This is a genomic window from Vibrio sp. EJY3 (genome assembly GCF_000241385.1).
Taxonomy (GTDB): Bacteria; Pseudomonadota; Gammaproteobacteria; order Enterobacterales; family Vibrionaceae; genus Vibrio; species Vibrio natriegens.
On record NC_016613.1, the window covers coordinates 2,159,837 to 2,175,487 of the forward strand.

Genomic DNA, 15,651 nt, shown 5'->3' on the forward strand with positions numbered 1-15,651 from the left:
GAAAACCTTTTGATTCGTTACGAGATGGTCGCCAGACCAGGGGCGTACTCGACGGTAAATCGAGGACGCGGCCAGGCGCTGTTGCTGAGATAGCCGATACCAGCGGAAACCGAGCAATTGGTGCGCGTAGTCGCCGCTTTGGTGGCTTTGAATTTTATCGGTTTGGAAGCGGGCGCCGTTAGGTCCGAAGCCATGTACTCGCGCAAGGTAATATACACATCCGCGCCAGCTTGGCGCGCCGCCTCTATCATCTGACGCGCTTCACCGGTGACGTTATCGAGACCAAATTGCAGCTCCATTTCAGCGCCGGAGGCAGACTTAGGTAAGTTTACTGACAACCCATACGCCTCGAAAGTCACCATAGTGGTGTCTTCGAGGGCGGCAGTGACATCCTCAAACGCTGAGACAAGATAGCGGGTAGCAAAGGCGGTCGAGGATAGTTGCAGGGTGATCAGCTTGTCGTCGGGTCCGGCACTGGCATGGTATTGTTGTAGTGCTTGAGACATAAATACTCCTACACTAATTCCGTCTTTTTACAGATACTTTAGCTATTTGGATGTCATCATTATCTGATTGAACCGTGACCATCGCGGACGTAGTAAGACCGCTTAAACAACCAAGAAATTCTAATTCACACCAATGAAGACCTACCTCATCTGTCATTATCGAGCTGGCGGCCAATGGGCTGCTTGTACCGCTCAGTCTAACAACAATTGTCCCAGTGTCTGGTGTTTCATAATTTATTTCTGATTCCGAAAAATTAGACGTGCTCGGGTGTTGTGCCTTCCACAGTCGCGCCCAAACACGGATGGTAACATCCACACTATCTTCTAGTTGTGTATAACTGAACGCCTGAGAAATAGCCGCCACGGAGGTCACTTCTACGCACCCCGAGCAATCGGTTGGAAGTTGCCCATCGTCTGGGATCACAACTTGCAGAGAGCCGTTATTTATCCAGCTAGATGCCACCGAACCAGCATCAACCACAAACGGCTGCGTTAACATCTCCTCTCCAACTGTAGCAATCATCGTGTATGACTTTCTTGCCGATTTAGTTACACCGTCTGTCCAAGATATAACGGGACTTTCTGTCAGATCTACCCCTCCTGACTTATACAGCAAGAAGGCCACCTTATCATAATCAACTACACCAACAATGTTAGGCGTTTTAAATACCCCATTAACTAAGAAGCACTCTTCCCACCACACATCACTGTCACTTTTAACTCTGACGTAGACTGTTGCTGACGTGTCATTTATCGTTAACGACACACTATTCGTTACTACAGGCAGCGTGCTCTCTATTAGGGAATATTCCGTCATAGAATCAATCACTTCGCTTTGCTCAAGTCGTACATATTCATCATATACAACCTGCAGACTCGCTCCGTTACCGCCATCAGTGTCAAACATTGCCGCATCAATATCGGCAATAGCTTCATGGCTGGTCATTAGCTCCTTGAATAATCGGTGTCTTTCACCTGTGGTACTGTAAATCAGCTCAGATATTGATGATGGTGAGTTCCTGGCTCTGAAAATTTTCATTGTTTGTCGTGGAGATGGTAGTTGCTTGGTCACGTTTCTAAATGCATCCGCAATCATGAATTGGGTTCTGGTTTTAGGGTGAGCGGAATACCAGAAATCATCATACGTAGTAGGAGTTAGTAACCATTGTTTAGTAGTGCCATCAACAAAAAGCAGACCGTTTTTCTCTGCCAATGCCTTTAGTGCTCTTACATTTCTAACCTCGCCATCAACCATTACACCAGCCTGTGTTGATGCCGCCCACTCACTTACAATAATAGGAATAACTCCCCTGCTTAGCAGTACGTCTATCAGCTCCTGTGTCGATTCAATATATTCATCATCTGTCTGGGTTGTTTTTGTGTTTTGGTTCTCAACAATAATGGCATGACTTGGATTGTACATAGAAAAGGTATCTCCCCTAACAGCCGTGTCTTCTCTCACCCACTGGGAGTTGCGGTTCATTGTTGCACCATTGGTTGACATGTTAGCGAAATTATAATCAGACAAAGATGACGCTACTGCGGTTGGCGATTTTCCTTTTAGCCCGGAAGTTTGGTTATAACTGTTACTAACAATCAATATCTTATCGAGATTTGATGATAGAGATATAGAACCGGCCTCCCCACTAAACTCATTGACGGAATTTTTTAGGCTAGATAACGCGTCAGACGTAACGGATTGAACAATATTGCTCAATGTGAACTTCGCCTGAATATAGATCTCGTTAACAGGGATAGTGTTGGTAATACTGTCATTAATTCCTAAGTTGAGCAGTCCACCTGAATAATAGGTGTCACTCGAATATTGAAGGGTTGCGGTACCACTTTGGACTGCTATATATTGCCCTTCTGCAATGCTAATATCACCAAAGTCGCTCGGAGTTAGCGTGTTTAACCCATCAAGTACGGCTACGCCGATCACCTCACTCACCTTTGTGAAAAGTCCATCAGTATCTGAATAAACCCTTATATTGATTGTTCCTGCGCCAGACACGTAAACCTCTAGCCCTTCTAACGAACCGTCCCCAGAGGCGACCTCGTTGAACGCCCAATATCCGGCTGATGGAGCACTGCCAGCCGCCAGATCTATATCAATATCCACTCCGAGCCGCTGGAGCTGTTCCTCTTTTAGCGCGAGGATCGATGCACGAATGCTGGCTGTGTAATTAACCACAGCGCTTCCGCTCACAGCATCACTGGTATTGGCTTCATTAACCTCATTTGTAACCAAATCGGCATCTTTTGTATACGTGGTTTCACTTACCCAGGTGTAATAACCATTTAACGAGCTATCAGGGTCATTGACCACTTTAAATGAGCCGGTTTCCTGTTCACTGGTTGGTGTATGATCAGTCAATAACGCGTAAGTTTGAAATATGACCACGCCTGATTGCTGGTTTTCTGTCAATGCATTCAGAGTGCCTTTAATCTCGGCGTACTGAGCATCAATATCGGCAGCAATAGACTTGATTTCTTCGCCATTATAAGTGGTACGGGTGCCGGAATCAGTGCTGAGCTTGACCTTTAATGCGTCAACAGCTTCTCCAAAAGCACTAAGTAAATCAGGGAAATCAGACATTAAGGTAACTCCATCATGGTGGTTTCTAGTTGAGCAATCAGCTCAGCAAAGGTTTTCGGTGCATACATGGCATCCAGCAATTTGCCTTCATCCATTTGGGGCAACGGTTTAATGAGTAATTCGCCGGTGTAATCCCAGCGGGTAAGGTGGTTACTGGTTGGCTTTCGGTTCTCCCTGGGGTCTTTGGTGATCAGCGCTTCCACTTCCTGCATGCGTTCGCTTCGTGGAAGCCTGATTTTGATCAGGAACCAACGGCCTAACAGCCAATTTTCGAGCGCGCTTTCAAACATCTCGGCCATTGACTCATCAATGCGCCAGGTCGCTTTCATGGTGCTCGGGCGGTCTTTTAACTGCCGAGCGCGGGTGCGACCAGTGCTGAACTCGGTCGCAATCACGCTGGACTGCTGGTTGAGGCTATACCCAGACAACAACGGCACCGGCAACATACTGGGGTAAGTAAATTTAACTGCCATACTGTTGATTCCTGTATCGGGTTTGCATGACCTGCGAGGTTTGCGTGGATGACGACTGCAGGATCTTGGCAACCTTAATATCTAAGGTAACCAGGTCACCATCGTTCGATTGCTCCACGGTTCCGGCGCGGCTGGCGTCTTCAATCAGGTTGACCACCACACTGGCCGGCCCTGAATTACTGTCGCCTTGGCGGGCATCCTGCAGCATCGACATGGTCTGCTTACGCCCCATGATATGACTGGGGCCGAGGGTGATTTCTGGGCCGTATTCGCCCGTCACACCCCATTGACCCGCTGGGATATAACCACCGTTATCAAACGCGCCAGCAAAGCCAGCAGAGGCAGCGGCAACGGCAGAGCCAACCATTGGCGCCGTGGCGGCCACGGCTGCTGTCGCTGCCGCTGGTGCTAAAGCAGGACCAACGATTGGAATGGCAGCCGTGGAACTGTAGGCATGAATACCGGACAAGATAGAGGCAGAGGAACCTTCAGATGCGACACGAGCGACCTCGCCTGCAGCCTCGCCTTTCATCAGCGTTTTTTCCAGTGCCCACATGACCAGGCGCTGCGCCATGATCTTACCGAGTGCGGCAAGCATGGATTGCGCCATACCCTTAGCCATATTCTTAAACGCATCGCCGGCGTTTTGGCTGTCCATGATCGCGGAGGCAAACGCATTACCAAAGCCGGTGGTGAAGTTGTCGAAGGTCTGTCGCCACAGTTCGTCGGTGTTGTAAGCCGACTCCTGCATGGATTCGTAGTAGCGATCCCAAAAGCCTTTTTGCGCTTCTTCCTGCTCTTCCAACTCTTTCTTGATGATTTCTTGGCGCTGCTCGGAATAGTGCTGCCTGATCGCATTCATCCCTTCTTCATGCTCTTCAGCGCTGATCAGCTTCTCTTCATAGGCTTCATTGAGACGGTCAACCTCATCCATCCTCGCCGCTTTTAAGGCGTCTTGTTCGCTCAGGATTCGGCGGTTGAGCTGATCCAACCAACTGTCAGTTTGCGCCTGCTTTCGGTCTCGCTCTTTCTCATCCGCCTCTTTTTCGGCGTCCTCTTTCGCCTTACGGCGCTGACTTTCACGCTCGGCTTTTTCATCCGCGAGTTTCTTCTCACGCGCGGCTTTTTCGGCGTCACGTTGTTTCTGACGTTCTGCGGCGGCTTGCTCGGCTTTGTCTTGTGCCTCTTTCTCTTCTTTTAATCGCTTGTCACGAGCGTCTGACAGTTCCTTTAAGCGTGCATCGATTTCGGTTAGTCGGCGCTGGTCATTAAACCAATCGCTTTTGGTGTAGCCAAAATAACTGCCAAGATTCTGTTGGCCACCGGCTTCTTTGGTGGCCTTGTTCATCTCGTGCATGATTTTGACGCGCTCAGACATCAGGTCTAACGCTTCATCGGTCGTCGTGGGCGCAAAGAAATCTTTAACGACTTTTAAGCCCTCATTGATTTCGCTGATCACGTCCTGAACAACGGGTTTCATTTCCGTCCAGGTACCAAAGGCTTCAAACGCTTCCTCAACGCGCTGGCCAAAGGTGTCAACCGTGCCAATCAAACCACCGGCTTCCGCGCCTGCAGCGCCACCGATTTGATTGTCGAGCTCATCCAGGATAAACGCCTGCGCCTCAGCCACTCGCCCTGACTCCTCCATGGCCTTCACCATGTCGATTTGAGCCTGACTAAATGAAACGCCGGATTCTCTCAGAGCCGTCATGCCCGTCGACGGCATCTCTAACGCTTTACCCAGCTGTTTGGCGGCGCTGGTAATATCCCCACCCATGACACTGGCCATGTCCTGAGCGATATAGATGGCACGCTCAAAGGTGTTGTTTTGGTCGTTCATCACCGAACGGAACGTTAACATCACGCCAATGGCTTTACTGGCTTCTTGCGTACTGGTCAGAGTAGACATCGCCACCGAACGGGCCAGCTCATCAAGCTGTGTTGCGGTATAGCCACTTGAATATCCGGTCGCTTTGATGAGCTGTTCTTGTTGCAACATGCGACGTTCAGTTTCAGCCAAGGTTGGCAACCCTGCAGCAAAAGCACCGATAGCCGCGGCCACAGCCGTTCCCGCTGCAGTCCAGGCAAACCCCAAACTGGTCACCGTGCCAATCATGCCGTCGACCTGACCACTTATCGAACCGAGCGGACCAGGTAACTGTGCCGCCTGTCCAGAGGCATGTTTAAAACTGTCAGACAGCGAACTGTTTTGCTTGGTGCTTTTCTTCGCTTCGGAGGTATATCCCCGTAGGCGCTTCTTGGTGTTTTCTACATCTTTGTCGAATTTGGCCGTGTCAGCACGCATCGTGGTGACAAGATCGGCGACGTGTGCTGTAGCCATACTACTCCCATAAAAAACCACGACGAAACGTGGTTTTTATAATCAATTAGTAAATGTTAATAGCCTGGATTGTCATTGATGTGGTTCAACAGGAGGAAATGACAGCGAGGATTGTTCACTAAGAATCTGATTTAACACAGATTGCTCACATATTGGTGTTTGACTTTTCTCTTGACGCGGATGCAGGTTAAAGTCCGCCGCGGAAAATGTATTCTGGTAACGACCAGACGCGTTCAATACGCTGGCATTCAGTTGCTGCAGTAACATCTCAGCATTACGAAAAGTCAGTCCGGCTTTACTGCGACGATCAAGCCAGCGCCAGTAATCTGAGAGCGGCATCTCAGCCAGCATACGGGTTGGGCTGGAGTGTTTCATTTCAGTGGCTAGGTCAAACGCAAAGTCCCAGGCGGCGGCTAAGACTTTTCCGGCGTTGGTTGCTCTTGCGGTTCTTGCGATTCGCTATCTTCATCTGGCTCAAAGTTTGGGTCGTTGAGCTTTTTGAGTAATTCGTAAGCCTCGTTAACCTTTCGGTTAGGCCACTGTGATTTCACTGTGTTTTGCAACTCTAAAACATGAGCGTATTCATGAACGTTGTTATCTTCACTGCGATGATGATGAGCTAGTGATAACGCAATAGAGTGCGACACCTGATCAAGTATGATTTGCTCACGACGCAGGCCGTAAGCCATTTTCTCTTTATCTGAGGCGTCTTCCCCTGGCGCCTCTTCTTCGGGTTGGTCTACCGTGTACTCTAGATCATGCAATCGATCGAGGGCGGTGAACTCACTGATGAAAAAAGTGGTTTTGCCAATAGAAAGTGGCAAGGTGTTTAGAAAGCTCATTGGGTCTCCTATAGGCCGCCACTAAAGGGCGGCGTATCGGCTAGTAAGGAATTAAACTACTGCGTGCAGGAAGTCTTCCGCCAGGTTCGGGCGTCCTTCCACCGCGACGGTAATGTCACGCTTCATGTCGGTCGAGTTCTCGATAGAACTTGGCACACCCAAGCTGCTGATAGGGCCGTAATAGATGTTCACCGCAAACTTGTCCTGCACTTCCGTTGGTGACTTAACGCGGAAATACGTTTTTTCAGCTTCACCGTTGGCGACATCGTAAATATCAACAATGCGCTTTTGTACGGTAAGGCCAGGGGCATAGCCGAGCTGAAAACTGAAGTCGCCAGCGTCTTTCATGCCGGTAGACTTTTTCGCATAGCCGTCAGTGCTATCCAGGTAAATTTCGGTATTGACTTCTTTGGTCATATTGACGGGCGTAATACCGGACAAATACCCTGCCAAGTCCCAGTTGGTATCGTCTTCCTCACCTGCCAGAAGTGCATCTTCAATCGTTGAACCCTGTTTTAAGATCCAGACCGAATTGCCTTTACCCGCAACGGGGATCATGCCATGTGTTGCTGCCATTGGTTACTCCCAATAATATTGATGATTAATATGCAGTGCCCTGTAACTGTTGTCCGGGCTGCGTTCATAGGTAAAGCCAGAACGTGACAACGTGACAATGTCAGGAAACCGAATTCCTACCGGCAAAAGCTCTTTGACTGCCTCGCCAATGTCATCGATGTCGTCATCACTGGCGGTGCCATCGAGATAAACCGACACAAACAAATTCCCTTCATACCGCTCTGGCATGTCGGAATAACGGTCATCTCGGGTGCCATCGTCGAAATACACCAGAATCGCCGGTGTTTCCTTTTTGTCATCCAAAACCAAAAAGGTCGGAAAGACCGATTTCACCCAAACCCCAGAGCCGTCCGGTGCCGGCTGGTCAGGGATATTGGCTCGGAGATGGTCCGCTATCGCATGGCGAATAGCTGAGTTCTTTTTCATCGCCGCTTAAACTCCTGTCTGAACTTCTGCGCCAAGGCGCGCTCCATTTCTTTCGGCATGTCAAAATTGAGCAGCTGACGCGTGTGGTACTCCATCGCCTTGGTGATATTTTCCTTGATGGGTACCGCGGCCACCCCGATGGGATAGCGACTTTCACCGACGCGATACATCACATGCCAGTTGCCACTTTTAACCTGATTAACAAACGCATTTTGGAACGTGTGGCGCCCGACTCGGATCGAGGTATTGCCGCTGTGCTCCCGCTTGGTATAGCGCCCCTGCTGATCACGAGAAGCGGCCGACACCAGATAGCCTCCGTTTTTACGCCGGATTTGAGTGCGCACCTCGCCAATCGAAATCGCAGGGATGTCATAACGTCGAATACGCACCACGCGATAGGGACGCCGTGGGTTTGCCCGCTTAACCACTGTCACGCGAGGACGCACCACTTTGGCGGTGACTTTGACCTCTTTGGATGCCTGACGAACCGCGCGGGATTCTGCTTTTTGCCCTACTCTGTTGACGGCCATCGCCGACGCGGCAGGGACCATTTTCTTGTTCAGCGAATCAAGATTCTTGATGGCCTGCTTCAAATCCTGATCAAGCCGAGACGTGGGTTTGATGGTTGTCATTCGAGCACCAAAATGTATAAGCCATGTTCGACAATAGGAGGGTGAGCAATCCGACTCTCCAGCGACTCGCCAGGCACCAGCACCATTTGACCACGAGATGGCGTTAAGCCAGCGGCGAGGGCGTCGGATTTGGTGAGTGAGACCGTGCGGCGATTGCCTTGCACCGCCCCATCAAAGACCAGTTCACCCTCATTGACGATCACCGACACAGGAATGCCGGCGATCGTGGCAGGCTGAGCCAAGCCATCATTGCCAAACAAAGCCCTATCCAGTCGGGATTGCGCTCTGCTCCAGCGAGACATTACGCAGCAGCCGTAACGGTAACATTACCAACACCAAGCTTAACCTCAGCGGTCAGCTCACCATTTACGCCAGCGGCCCACGCTTTCCCTGCGTAAGTGCCAGTATCATCAATGCCGATTTCACCGTCCTTCAGATACACCGACACGCCTTGGTCAAACGTAGTGGCGGTCGCTTTTGGCAATGACCACACGCCTGAGGTATGCGCGATACCCTCTTCACCGGTGGCCACATCATTGATGGACACGGCGACCAAATCACCGATAACAACCACATCGCCCGATTGCACGTCAGCCGCGGCCACAAATTTGATGGTCTCACCATCTTGGATATAATTTTTCGCCATGAGAGTTTCCATATCATGAGTAAAAGAAAAGGCCACCGAATGGTGACCTTGTGAGAGGGATGAGCAATTATGCTGCTGGGTCGTGTTTCACGAACGTGCGGAAATCTAATGGCGCCACACCGGCATCAATGCGCACTTTGGTCGCCACGCCATCCACGGTGAAGCCCGATTGCTGCTCAACGTACGGTTCTTCGATACCATCAAGGTAGGCCACTTCAATCGTATCAAAGGCCATCGCCGCCACCTGGTAGAAAGTGCTCGCGCTCTTTTCATCCAGACGCGGTTCGCCAATGACTTCGGCAAAGTTCGCGATCGGGTTGATCACATCTGCGCCAGCGCCTTCAACCGACGTTGAACGAATGGTCTGGTTCAGCTTATCTTCCAACGCCACTGGCGACAGTACAAAGCCAGGCATGATGTTGAGCGAGGCTTTATCGTCTTTCTGGGTGCGCATCAACGTCTTACCTTTTGATAAGGTCGTGACATCTGGCAGTGACGAATTGACGATGTTGTTGTGATCCTCATGGAACAGCGCCTTGCCGTCCGACATTGTGTAAGTTCCAGTCAGAATGGCGTAAACCAGATCACCGATGGTGCGACGAGCCGAGCGACCCATTAACTGCGGAATGCGCGTCAGCATCTGCATATCATCGTTGATGATTGCCTGACGAGACAGCGTCAGCAGTTTGCCGTACGTGGCCAGCACAATGTCTTCACCACGGTCACCAATAGTGCCGTATTTGTACTCGCTGCCCTCATCCACTTTATCTAGGCTGCCAAAGGTGTTCAGACCCACACGCTTGGTTGAGCGGAAATCGGTCAGGGTGCCTTTTTGTGTCCAGCGTTGGAACGTCTCCGGCGCCTCTTCCCAGCCTTTTAGTACCGCCTTATTGGCGATGTTCATCAGGATATTGCCAAAGTCACTGCTTGAGTGCGTGAACGCCAGACCCACAATGTCGCGGTTGTTCATGCCTGTGATGCCAATGCCGCGATCAACCAGAGAGGCACGTGCTAAGGCATCGAGACGCATGCCGTTGTAGCAGTTGTCTTGCTCAAGTTCACCAAGGCCCGAACGCGCGAGAATTGCATTGGAAACCGAATCACCGACAATGTTGCCGTTGTCCGCGTGAATGTGGATACCCGCACTTGGTGTAGTGTTGCGGCCCATGGCTTCAAGCAGTTTATCTTTGGCTTGCTCCACGGTGCAGTTCATGTCAGCAATACACGACGCTTCAATGTCAGGGAAGCGACCAGGCGCAAACGCAAACACGTTTTGAATGCCTTCTCGGCGGGTGGTTTCATCAGCACGGAACTGCGCCATAATGTCCGCTGCGGATGGTGATGGCGCAGCAGGAGGTGGGTTTGGTACCGATGCTGACGGAGACGCTGGGGTTGGGTCCGCTGGCGGCTGCGCAGGTGTGGTAGGCGTTGGCGTGTTCGCCTGCGGTTTCATTAAGCCCTTTAGACTTTTAGGCATATTTAAGAGTTCCTTTTGACGATTAGAATTGATAGATGCTGCAGCCTGCAGCGGTTCAGTAAGCACATCTGCAAAGCCCTGCTCAACAGCTTGTTGACCATCGAGCCAAGTACCTGGCTTTTTCATCAGTGCTCGGATGTCATCCTCAGACAAACCTGATTTCTCTCGGTACGCGGCCACCATGTTAGTGACATTGCGCTCCAGAAACTCGGCATACTCGATCATGTCTTCGGCTTCGCCAACCTGCCCACCCCAAGCGTTATGGAGGTAAAACCAACCATTCTCTGGAATATGCACGGTCGCGTTAGGGACACAGGCAATGACGGAGGCAATCGACGCCGCCACGCCCTGAATGTAAATGTTCAGCGAGCCAGTAATGCCTCGCAGCATGTTGTAAATCGCAAAGCCATCCAGAACGTTACCGCCGCCACTGTGCAGATACAGATCGACATCAACACCGGTAAAAATCTCATTGGCTTGCAGCTCTTCGGAAAAACGCTGGGCGGTCATGCCCCAGCCGCCAATCTCGTCATAAATGAAGATCTCAGCGGGATGACCAGATACAGCAGCCTTGATACTGAACCACGATTCTGACGGGGCCGCGCTGGCTGACAGCGACGCTTTAGGCATCATCATCAGGTTGAGGGGTTTGGGGTTCATTACTTTGAGCTCCTTGGTTGTTTGACGGATCAGTGTCAAACACCAATCCCTGTTTGCGGTTTTCTTCAATCTCCTTAACGCGGGCGCGTTTCACCTCTTCTGGATTGTGGCCACTTGCACGGACCCACATGGCTTCCGTGGCGTTGCCTCCTTTGATGCGTTCTTTCCAGGCGTCGGTTTCTTTCTTCGGATCAATCCACGGCATCACCGGGGCCAAATAGACCGCATCATACAAAGTGCGGCGATCCAGATTGGCAGGAATATCGAGCGGGTCAGTGGTGCGCAGCAGCTCCATTTCAAGCCAGGCACGAAAAACAGGGCGGGCTTGCTGAGCGACAAACCACTGCTGCAGTACGGCAAACGACTCCCAGCCTTCAACCAGCTCCTGACGCTGGGCACTGTACGTGCCGTTGTAATCGCGAGCGATCGACGAATAGGCGCCGCGAGTACCACTGGCGACCATGCGCAGCTGGCCATTGCGAAACTCGGCCAGATGGGTGTTCGGGCGGTTCGACTCAATCATGCCGACCTCTTCCCCTGCCTGCAGATCGTCAAAGCAGACCCCTGGGGCAAACGGAATTTGACGCGGAGCGGTTTGCTCCTGCGGTGCCACATACAAGTCCGGCGTGCCCTTCTTGATGAAGAACGCCAGTGCCGCAGCGATACGGGCCGCCACCCGTTCGGACTCTTCGTAATCCTTCAAATCACCCAAACGCTTGATCACCCCATGCAACAACGTGATGCCACGTAGTTGATGAAGTCTCTTGCGGTGAGCCAAATGCAGCATGTTCTCTTTCAGTACCCGCTTGGTTTTGGCGGTGATACCGAAGCTGTCAGACGGATGGTCATAAAACACGTGGTACGCCAGAGGCTGACGCCACTGATTCACCTCAATGCCCTGAATGATCCGCTTTGCTACCTCATTCATGTGAAACGGCACGAAATCCGGCTCAAGCGCTTCAAGACTGAACGGGGTGCCATTCGGATTGGGATGGTTCAGCCCGGGGACTGAGCCACGAACCAACTGGGTAAAAACTTCCCCATCACGAGCAGCGGTGCGAAATAACATCCGTTCGAGCTCGGGGCGGGTATAGGTACCGGTGACTTCGGGTTTCAATGACCACGCAGCCCAGCGGCGTCGAATTTCTTTGGCCAAGGAGTCCAGCACCTCGCCATTGGTATCCCTTGGCTGAGGCTCTACCATGATCCCGTTCGCCCCGACGACGCGCTCTTCCAACTTGTCGAAGATACCGATCACCAAATCGTGGTCTTCATCGAGCTTACGTGCCTGCTCCCTAAGTGACACCCCGCCCATGGCTACCGACTGGTTGGCTGATTGAGTCTGGCGTTTGGCACTGTGTAGCCGGTCTTTGGTGGCGGCTTCATAACCCATCACCGAAAATCGGGCATTAAGCTCCTGACGGCTTTTGACCCGCTGCAGTGCCCATGCTGGCGAGAACGGGCTGATCAGTTTTTCAATCCAACTCATTCAAACCTCGCCAGACTTGGTGACAGGCGAGTTTGACCAGACAGCAGGCTTTGTTTGCGCTGCTCCATCTCATGTCGCCCTTTGCGGATTTCGCTGAGGTTTTCACTGCTAACCGTTCGACCTTGAAAGGTGACGGTTTTTCCTGCCAGCAGATCCATTTCGGCTTGGTAATAGGCATCAATTAACGCCTGAACTTGCGCTAGTGTCATAACCAGCCCCCTTGTTTATTGACATCGCCCAGCCAATTGTTGCCCGCCGAGGAGGTCGGTGGCGTTGTGGTGGACGTTGGTGGTTTTGGTTTCGGTGGTGCAGGCTCTGTTGGGGCAGAACCATGACCACCGGTTAAGATGTCGAGGTTGATACCAAAGCGCTGCTGAGAAATTCGCAAAGCGGCTAGAGCCAGCACGGTACAGTCCAGCGCTTCATTACGGCGCTTACCTGCATCCCACAGATACGACTTGCGACCGTTCTTGTACTTGAGCACTTTGCGCTCGGCGGTAAGCTGCTTGAGCTCCGCTTCACCACACAACTCATCGTCCATCGGAAGGTGAATGCAGCCAGGCACCGCAACACCAGGTTGCGGTTCGACACGCAATCGATTCACGATCAGCTCTTTGGCGTTGTCGGCGCCAACTATCGTCAGATAACACCCTTTTGATGCACCTTTCTTCGACGGGGTTCGCGGGAAATCGGCGATCGGCTTGCCGTAAACACTCGCGCCTTTGGTTGGAATGACATAGGATGCGCCGAGCTTACGGCTCATGCTGTAGACTTCATCGGTATAGTGACCACCGGAGTCCCAGCACCAACGGCTAACGTTCATTACGCAGCCATCAAAGCGGGTGTATTGCTGCCGGATTTTCTCGGCGACTTTCTTTTTCAGTTCGTCACTGGCGGGGTCACCATGCAAGATCCAGCGGTCAACCAGCCAACTCTCTTCATGCGCCCCATAACCATAGACATACCCTTCATAGCGATCGTCTTGGGTATCAATGCCGCCCGTCACATACACCACGCCATTTGGCATCTTGCCATCGGGGTATAACTCGCGGCGGCGGTGCAGGTCTTCCCACTCCAGCTTTTCACCGACTTCGTTGTCCCATGTTTCACCCAACGTAGTGTTGACAAAGGTTTTCAGCTTGCCCACATCGTCTTTGGCTTTCAGGAAATCAAGAACAATACGGTGCCAGGTGGTAAACGGACTGTAGGCCGTCCAGATATGGAAACTGACATGCTCTGGAACATCGATAACATGGTTGGTTTCGTCATGCCATTCGATGCCATCCACCGTCCAGATGGAGGTGCGTTCACAGCGCCACACTCCTGACGACTCCTGCATATCCATCAGGTCTTGGTTTCTGATCACGCAGCCATTGTGCTCACACTGGTAGTAAGCCGTGGTCGGTTCCCCCTTGTCCCACTTGATACCAAAGGGCTCCTCGGGTCCGCCCCATTTGAGGTATTGCTCCTCGCCGCAATGCGGGCACTTGAGATGAAAGCGCAGATAGTGAGGCGACTCTTGAGCCGCACGCTCAATCTGACACTCGCCTTTGATTTTTGGCGTTGAGCCTCGAATGGACTTGGGAAACACAGCGCCTTCGATACGCTTATCGCCCAAGAACGTGGGGGAACCTTCCGCTTCAACATCCGGCGGGAACGCCGCCAACTCATCGTAAATGACCGTATCAGCGGAGTGCTCACGATAGTTATTGGCCGCGGTACCACCAAAACACCACAACTGCTTGCCGTGTGTGAAGCGTTTCGCATCAATGGTGTTGTCGCGATGCTTTTTCCCCAACCAGGGCGCCAGCTTATGCCAAAGCGGGACGTCACGAATCGCGGTTTCAACCTGCTTCTTCATGAAGCGCTGCGCCGCACTGTCGGTCGGCTGATACAACAGGATATTGCGTTTCTTGTGTTCGGACTGATACCCCGCCACGGCCAACAGCATCTTGGAGTAACCAACACGGGCACTCTTGACGAAATCGACGGTACGGATCTCATCGTTGCCCATCGCGTTCATGATCGCGGCCTGAAACGGCAACGTTTCCCAGCGCCCTTCCTGATACGAGGATTCGCTGGATAGGTAGAAGTTTTCGTTTGCCCACTCCACGGCCGTCATTGGCGGCGGACGAAACAACGGTCGCAAGCCAGCGCGAAAGGCGGACCGTAGGTTATCAATCTGAGCTGGCAAGATATTCATCGAGATATTCCGGTATGCGGCAATCCAGATCGGCCGCAATGTTCTGAGCCTTGACTAAGTCGCGCCGCAAGTGCTCGATGTGTTTGGCTTCCAACTCTGGAAAGCGCCGTTTGAATGACAGTGGAACCGTATCGAGAATACTGGCGACTTCTGCTGAGACCTTGGACAAACAGAAAATATTGAACTCGGCCTCAATCACCTCACGGCGCTCTTTGGCATTCTTGAGCTCTTGGCCATCCGCCTGTGCTTTGGTTAATCTCAAGCGCTCGTATTCGATGGATTTACCGTCAAAATCATCGGAATTGGTTTCGAGGATCTTTGGTTGATACTTTTCGATCTCGTGACTGACGCGGTTATGCACCACATCGGCCACCGTGTAATAGACCGATCGCCCGACCTTGGCAACTGGCTTCACGCCCCATTTATCAAAGGCTTGGAAACTAATTCCAAGACTTGCGGCCATGTCGGATTTTTTCAGCCAATGTGGTTCTGGCCGCGGTGCATTTTTTGGTAGTGACATTTAAACAACAACCTCACTCAGAAGATCCTCGTATGTAGTGAAAAACCGCGAGGCCGCATACCCGTAGTGGGGAGGGGTCTCGGGAGTACCTTTTGGTTTTGGCCATGCATTGAGGGTGATTGGTGAAATCATCGCGATACACATAGGAAAGCTAACGCGGAGGCCCGCTTTCCAATGGGCACAGGATGATGGTCGGCGCTCGGCTAGGTGGCGATAGTCGCTTTCGCGTTGGAGTTGCCGTTTGGTTGTTGGCCGGAGCGC

At 51.8% G+C, this 15,651-nt stretch carries 16 protein-coding genes; all 16 read right to left on the reverse strand.

The annotated features are described in order from the left end of the window. Positions 1 to 17 precede the first annotated feature (17 nt). Positions 18 to 506: a DUF1833 family protein gene (locus VEJY3_RS09715; RefSeq protein WP_014232294.1), complete on the reverse strand. Its 489-nt coding sequence runs from the start codon at positions 504 to 506 to the stop codon at positions 18 to 20. A gap of 13 nt (positions 507 to 519) precedes the next feature. After that, positions 520 to 3,105 (reverse strand): flagellar biosynthesis, cell-distal portion of basal-body rod, encoded by a 2,586-nt coding sequence (locus VEJY3_RS09720; RefSeq protein ID WP_014232295.1) that lies wholly within the window; start codon positions 3,103 to 3,105, stop codon positions 520 to 522. Continuing rightward, positions 3,105 to 3,578, reverse strand: coding sequence for a hypothetical protein (locus VEJY3_RS09725; RefSeq protein WP_014232296.1), 474 nt, complete (start codon positions 3,576 to 3,578; stop codon positions 3,105 to 3,107). The genes VEJY3_RS09720 and VEJY3_RS09725 overlap by 1 nt, the downstream gene beginning before the upstream one ends. Continuing rightward, complete coding sequence (locus VEJY3_RS09730) at positions 3,568 to 5,919, reverse strand: phage tail length tape measure family protein (protein ID WP_014232297.1); 2,352 nt, start codon at positions 5,917 to 5,919, stop codon at positions 3,568 to 3,570. The genes VEJY3_RS09725 and VEJY3_RS09730 overlap by 11 nt, the downstream gene beginning before the upstream one ends. A gap of 72 nt (positions 5,920 to 5,991) precedes the next feature. After that, on the reverse strand, positions 5,992 to 6,294 hold the full coding sequence (locus VEJY3_RS09735) for a hypothetical protein (protein ID WP_237708163.1): 303 nt from the start codon (positions 6,292 to 6,294) through the stop codon (positions 5,992 to 5,994). 38 nt (positions 6,295 to 6,332) lie between these two features. Next, positions 6,333 to 6,761 carry a phage minor tail protein domain-containing protein gene (locus tag VEJY3_RS09740; RefSeq protein ID WP_014232299.1) on the reverse strand — a complete coding sequence of 143 codons (429 nt, stop codon included), beginning with the start codon at positions 6,759 to 6,761 and terminating at the stop codon, positions 6,333 to 6,335. A gap of 51 nt (positions 6,762 to 6,812) precedes the next feature. Then, the gene (locus tag VEJY3_RS09745; protein WP_014232300.1) at positions 6,813 to 7,337 is read right to left on the reverse strand and encodes a phage tail tube protein; all 525 of its coding nucleotides are present in this window, start codon (positions 7,335 to 7,337) and stop codon (positions 6,813 to 6,815) included. A gap of 3 nt (positions 7,338 to 7,340) precedes the next feature. Continuing rightward, the gene (gene gpU, locus VEJY3_RS09750) at positions 7,341 to 7,763 is read right to left on the reverse strand and encodes a phage tail terminator protein (protein WP_014232301.1); all 423 of its coding nucleotides are present in this window, start codon (positions 7,761 to 7,763) and stop codon (positions 7,341 to 7,343) included. After that, positions 7,760 to 8,395, reverse strand: a complete 636-nt coding sequence (locus tag VEJY3_RS09755; protein WP_014232302.1) for a phage tail protein — start codon at positions 8,393 to 8,395, stop codon at positions 7,760 to 7,762. Before VEJY3_RS09755 ends, gpU begins: the two co-directional genes overlap by 4 nt. After that, the gene (locus VEJY3_RS09760) at positions 8,392 to 8,655 is read right to left on the reverse strand and encodes a hypothetical protein (RefSeq protein ID WP_014232303.1); all 264 of its coding nucleotides are present in this window, start codon (positions 8,653 to 8,655) and stop codon (positions 8,392 to 8,394) included. The genes VEJY3_RS09755 and VEJY3_RS09760 overlap by 4 nt, the downstream gene beginning before the upstream one ends. A 41-nt stretch (positions 8,656 to 8,696) precedes the next feature. Then, positions 8,697 to 9,041: a DUF2190 family protein gene (locus VEJY3_RS09765; protein WP_014232304.1), complete on the reverse strand. Its 345-nt coding sequence runs from the start codon at positions 9,039 to 9,041 to the stop codon at positions 8,697 to 8,699. A gap of 67 nt (positions 9,042 to 9,108) precedes the next feature. After that, a complete protein-coding gene (locus tag VEJY3_RS09770) occupies positions 9,109 to 11,178 on the reverse strand; it encodes a ClpP-like prohead protease/major capsid protein fusion protein (RefSeq protein WP_014232305.1) in 2,070 nt (689 codons plus the stop codon). Next, the gene (locus VEJY3_RS09775; RefSeq protein ID WP_014232306.1) at positions 11,141 to 12,667 is read right to left on the reverse strand and encodes a phage portal protein; all 1,527 of its coding nucleotides are present in this window, start codon (positions 12,665 to 12,667) and stop codon (positions 11,141 to 11,143) included. The genes VEJY3_RS09770 and VEJY3_RS09775 overlap by 38 nt, the downstream gene beginning before the upstream one ends. After that, positions 12,664 to 12,876, reverse strand: a complete 213-nt coding sequence (locus VEJY3_RS09780) for a hypothetical protein (protein ID WP_014232307.1) — start codon at positions 12,874 to 12,876, stop codon at positions 12,664 to 12,666. The genes VEJY3_RS09775 and VEJY3_RS09780 overlap by 4 nt, the downstream gene beginning before the upstream one ends. Next, positions 12,873 to 14,870, reverse strand: a complete 1,998-nt coding sequence (locus tag VEJY3_RS09785) for a phage terminase large subunit family protein (protein ID WP_014232308.1) — start codon at positions 14,868 to 14,870, stop codon at positions 12,873 to 12,875. The genes VEJY3_RS09780 and VEJY3_RS09785 overlap by 4 nt, the downstream gene beginning before the upstream one ends. Further along, positions 14,845 to 15,390, reverse strand: coding sequence for a terminase small subunit (locus VEJY3_RS09790; protein ID WP_014232309.1), 546 nt, complete (start codon positions 15,388 to 15,390; stop codon positions 14,845 to 14,847). The genes VEJY3_RS09785 and VEJY3_RS09790 overlap by 26 nt, the downstream gene beginning before the upstream one ends. Positions 15,391 to 15,651 lie beyond the last annotated feature (261 nt).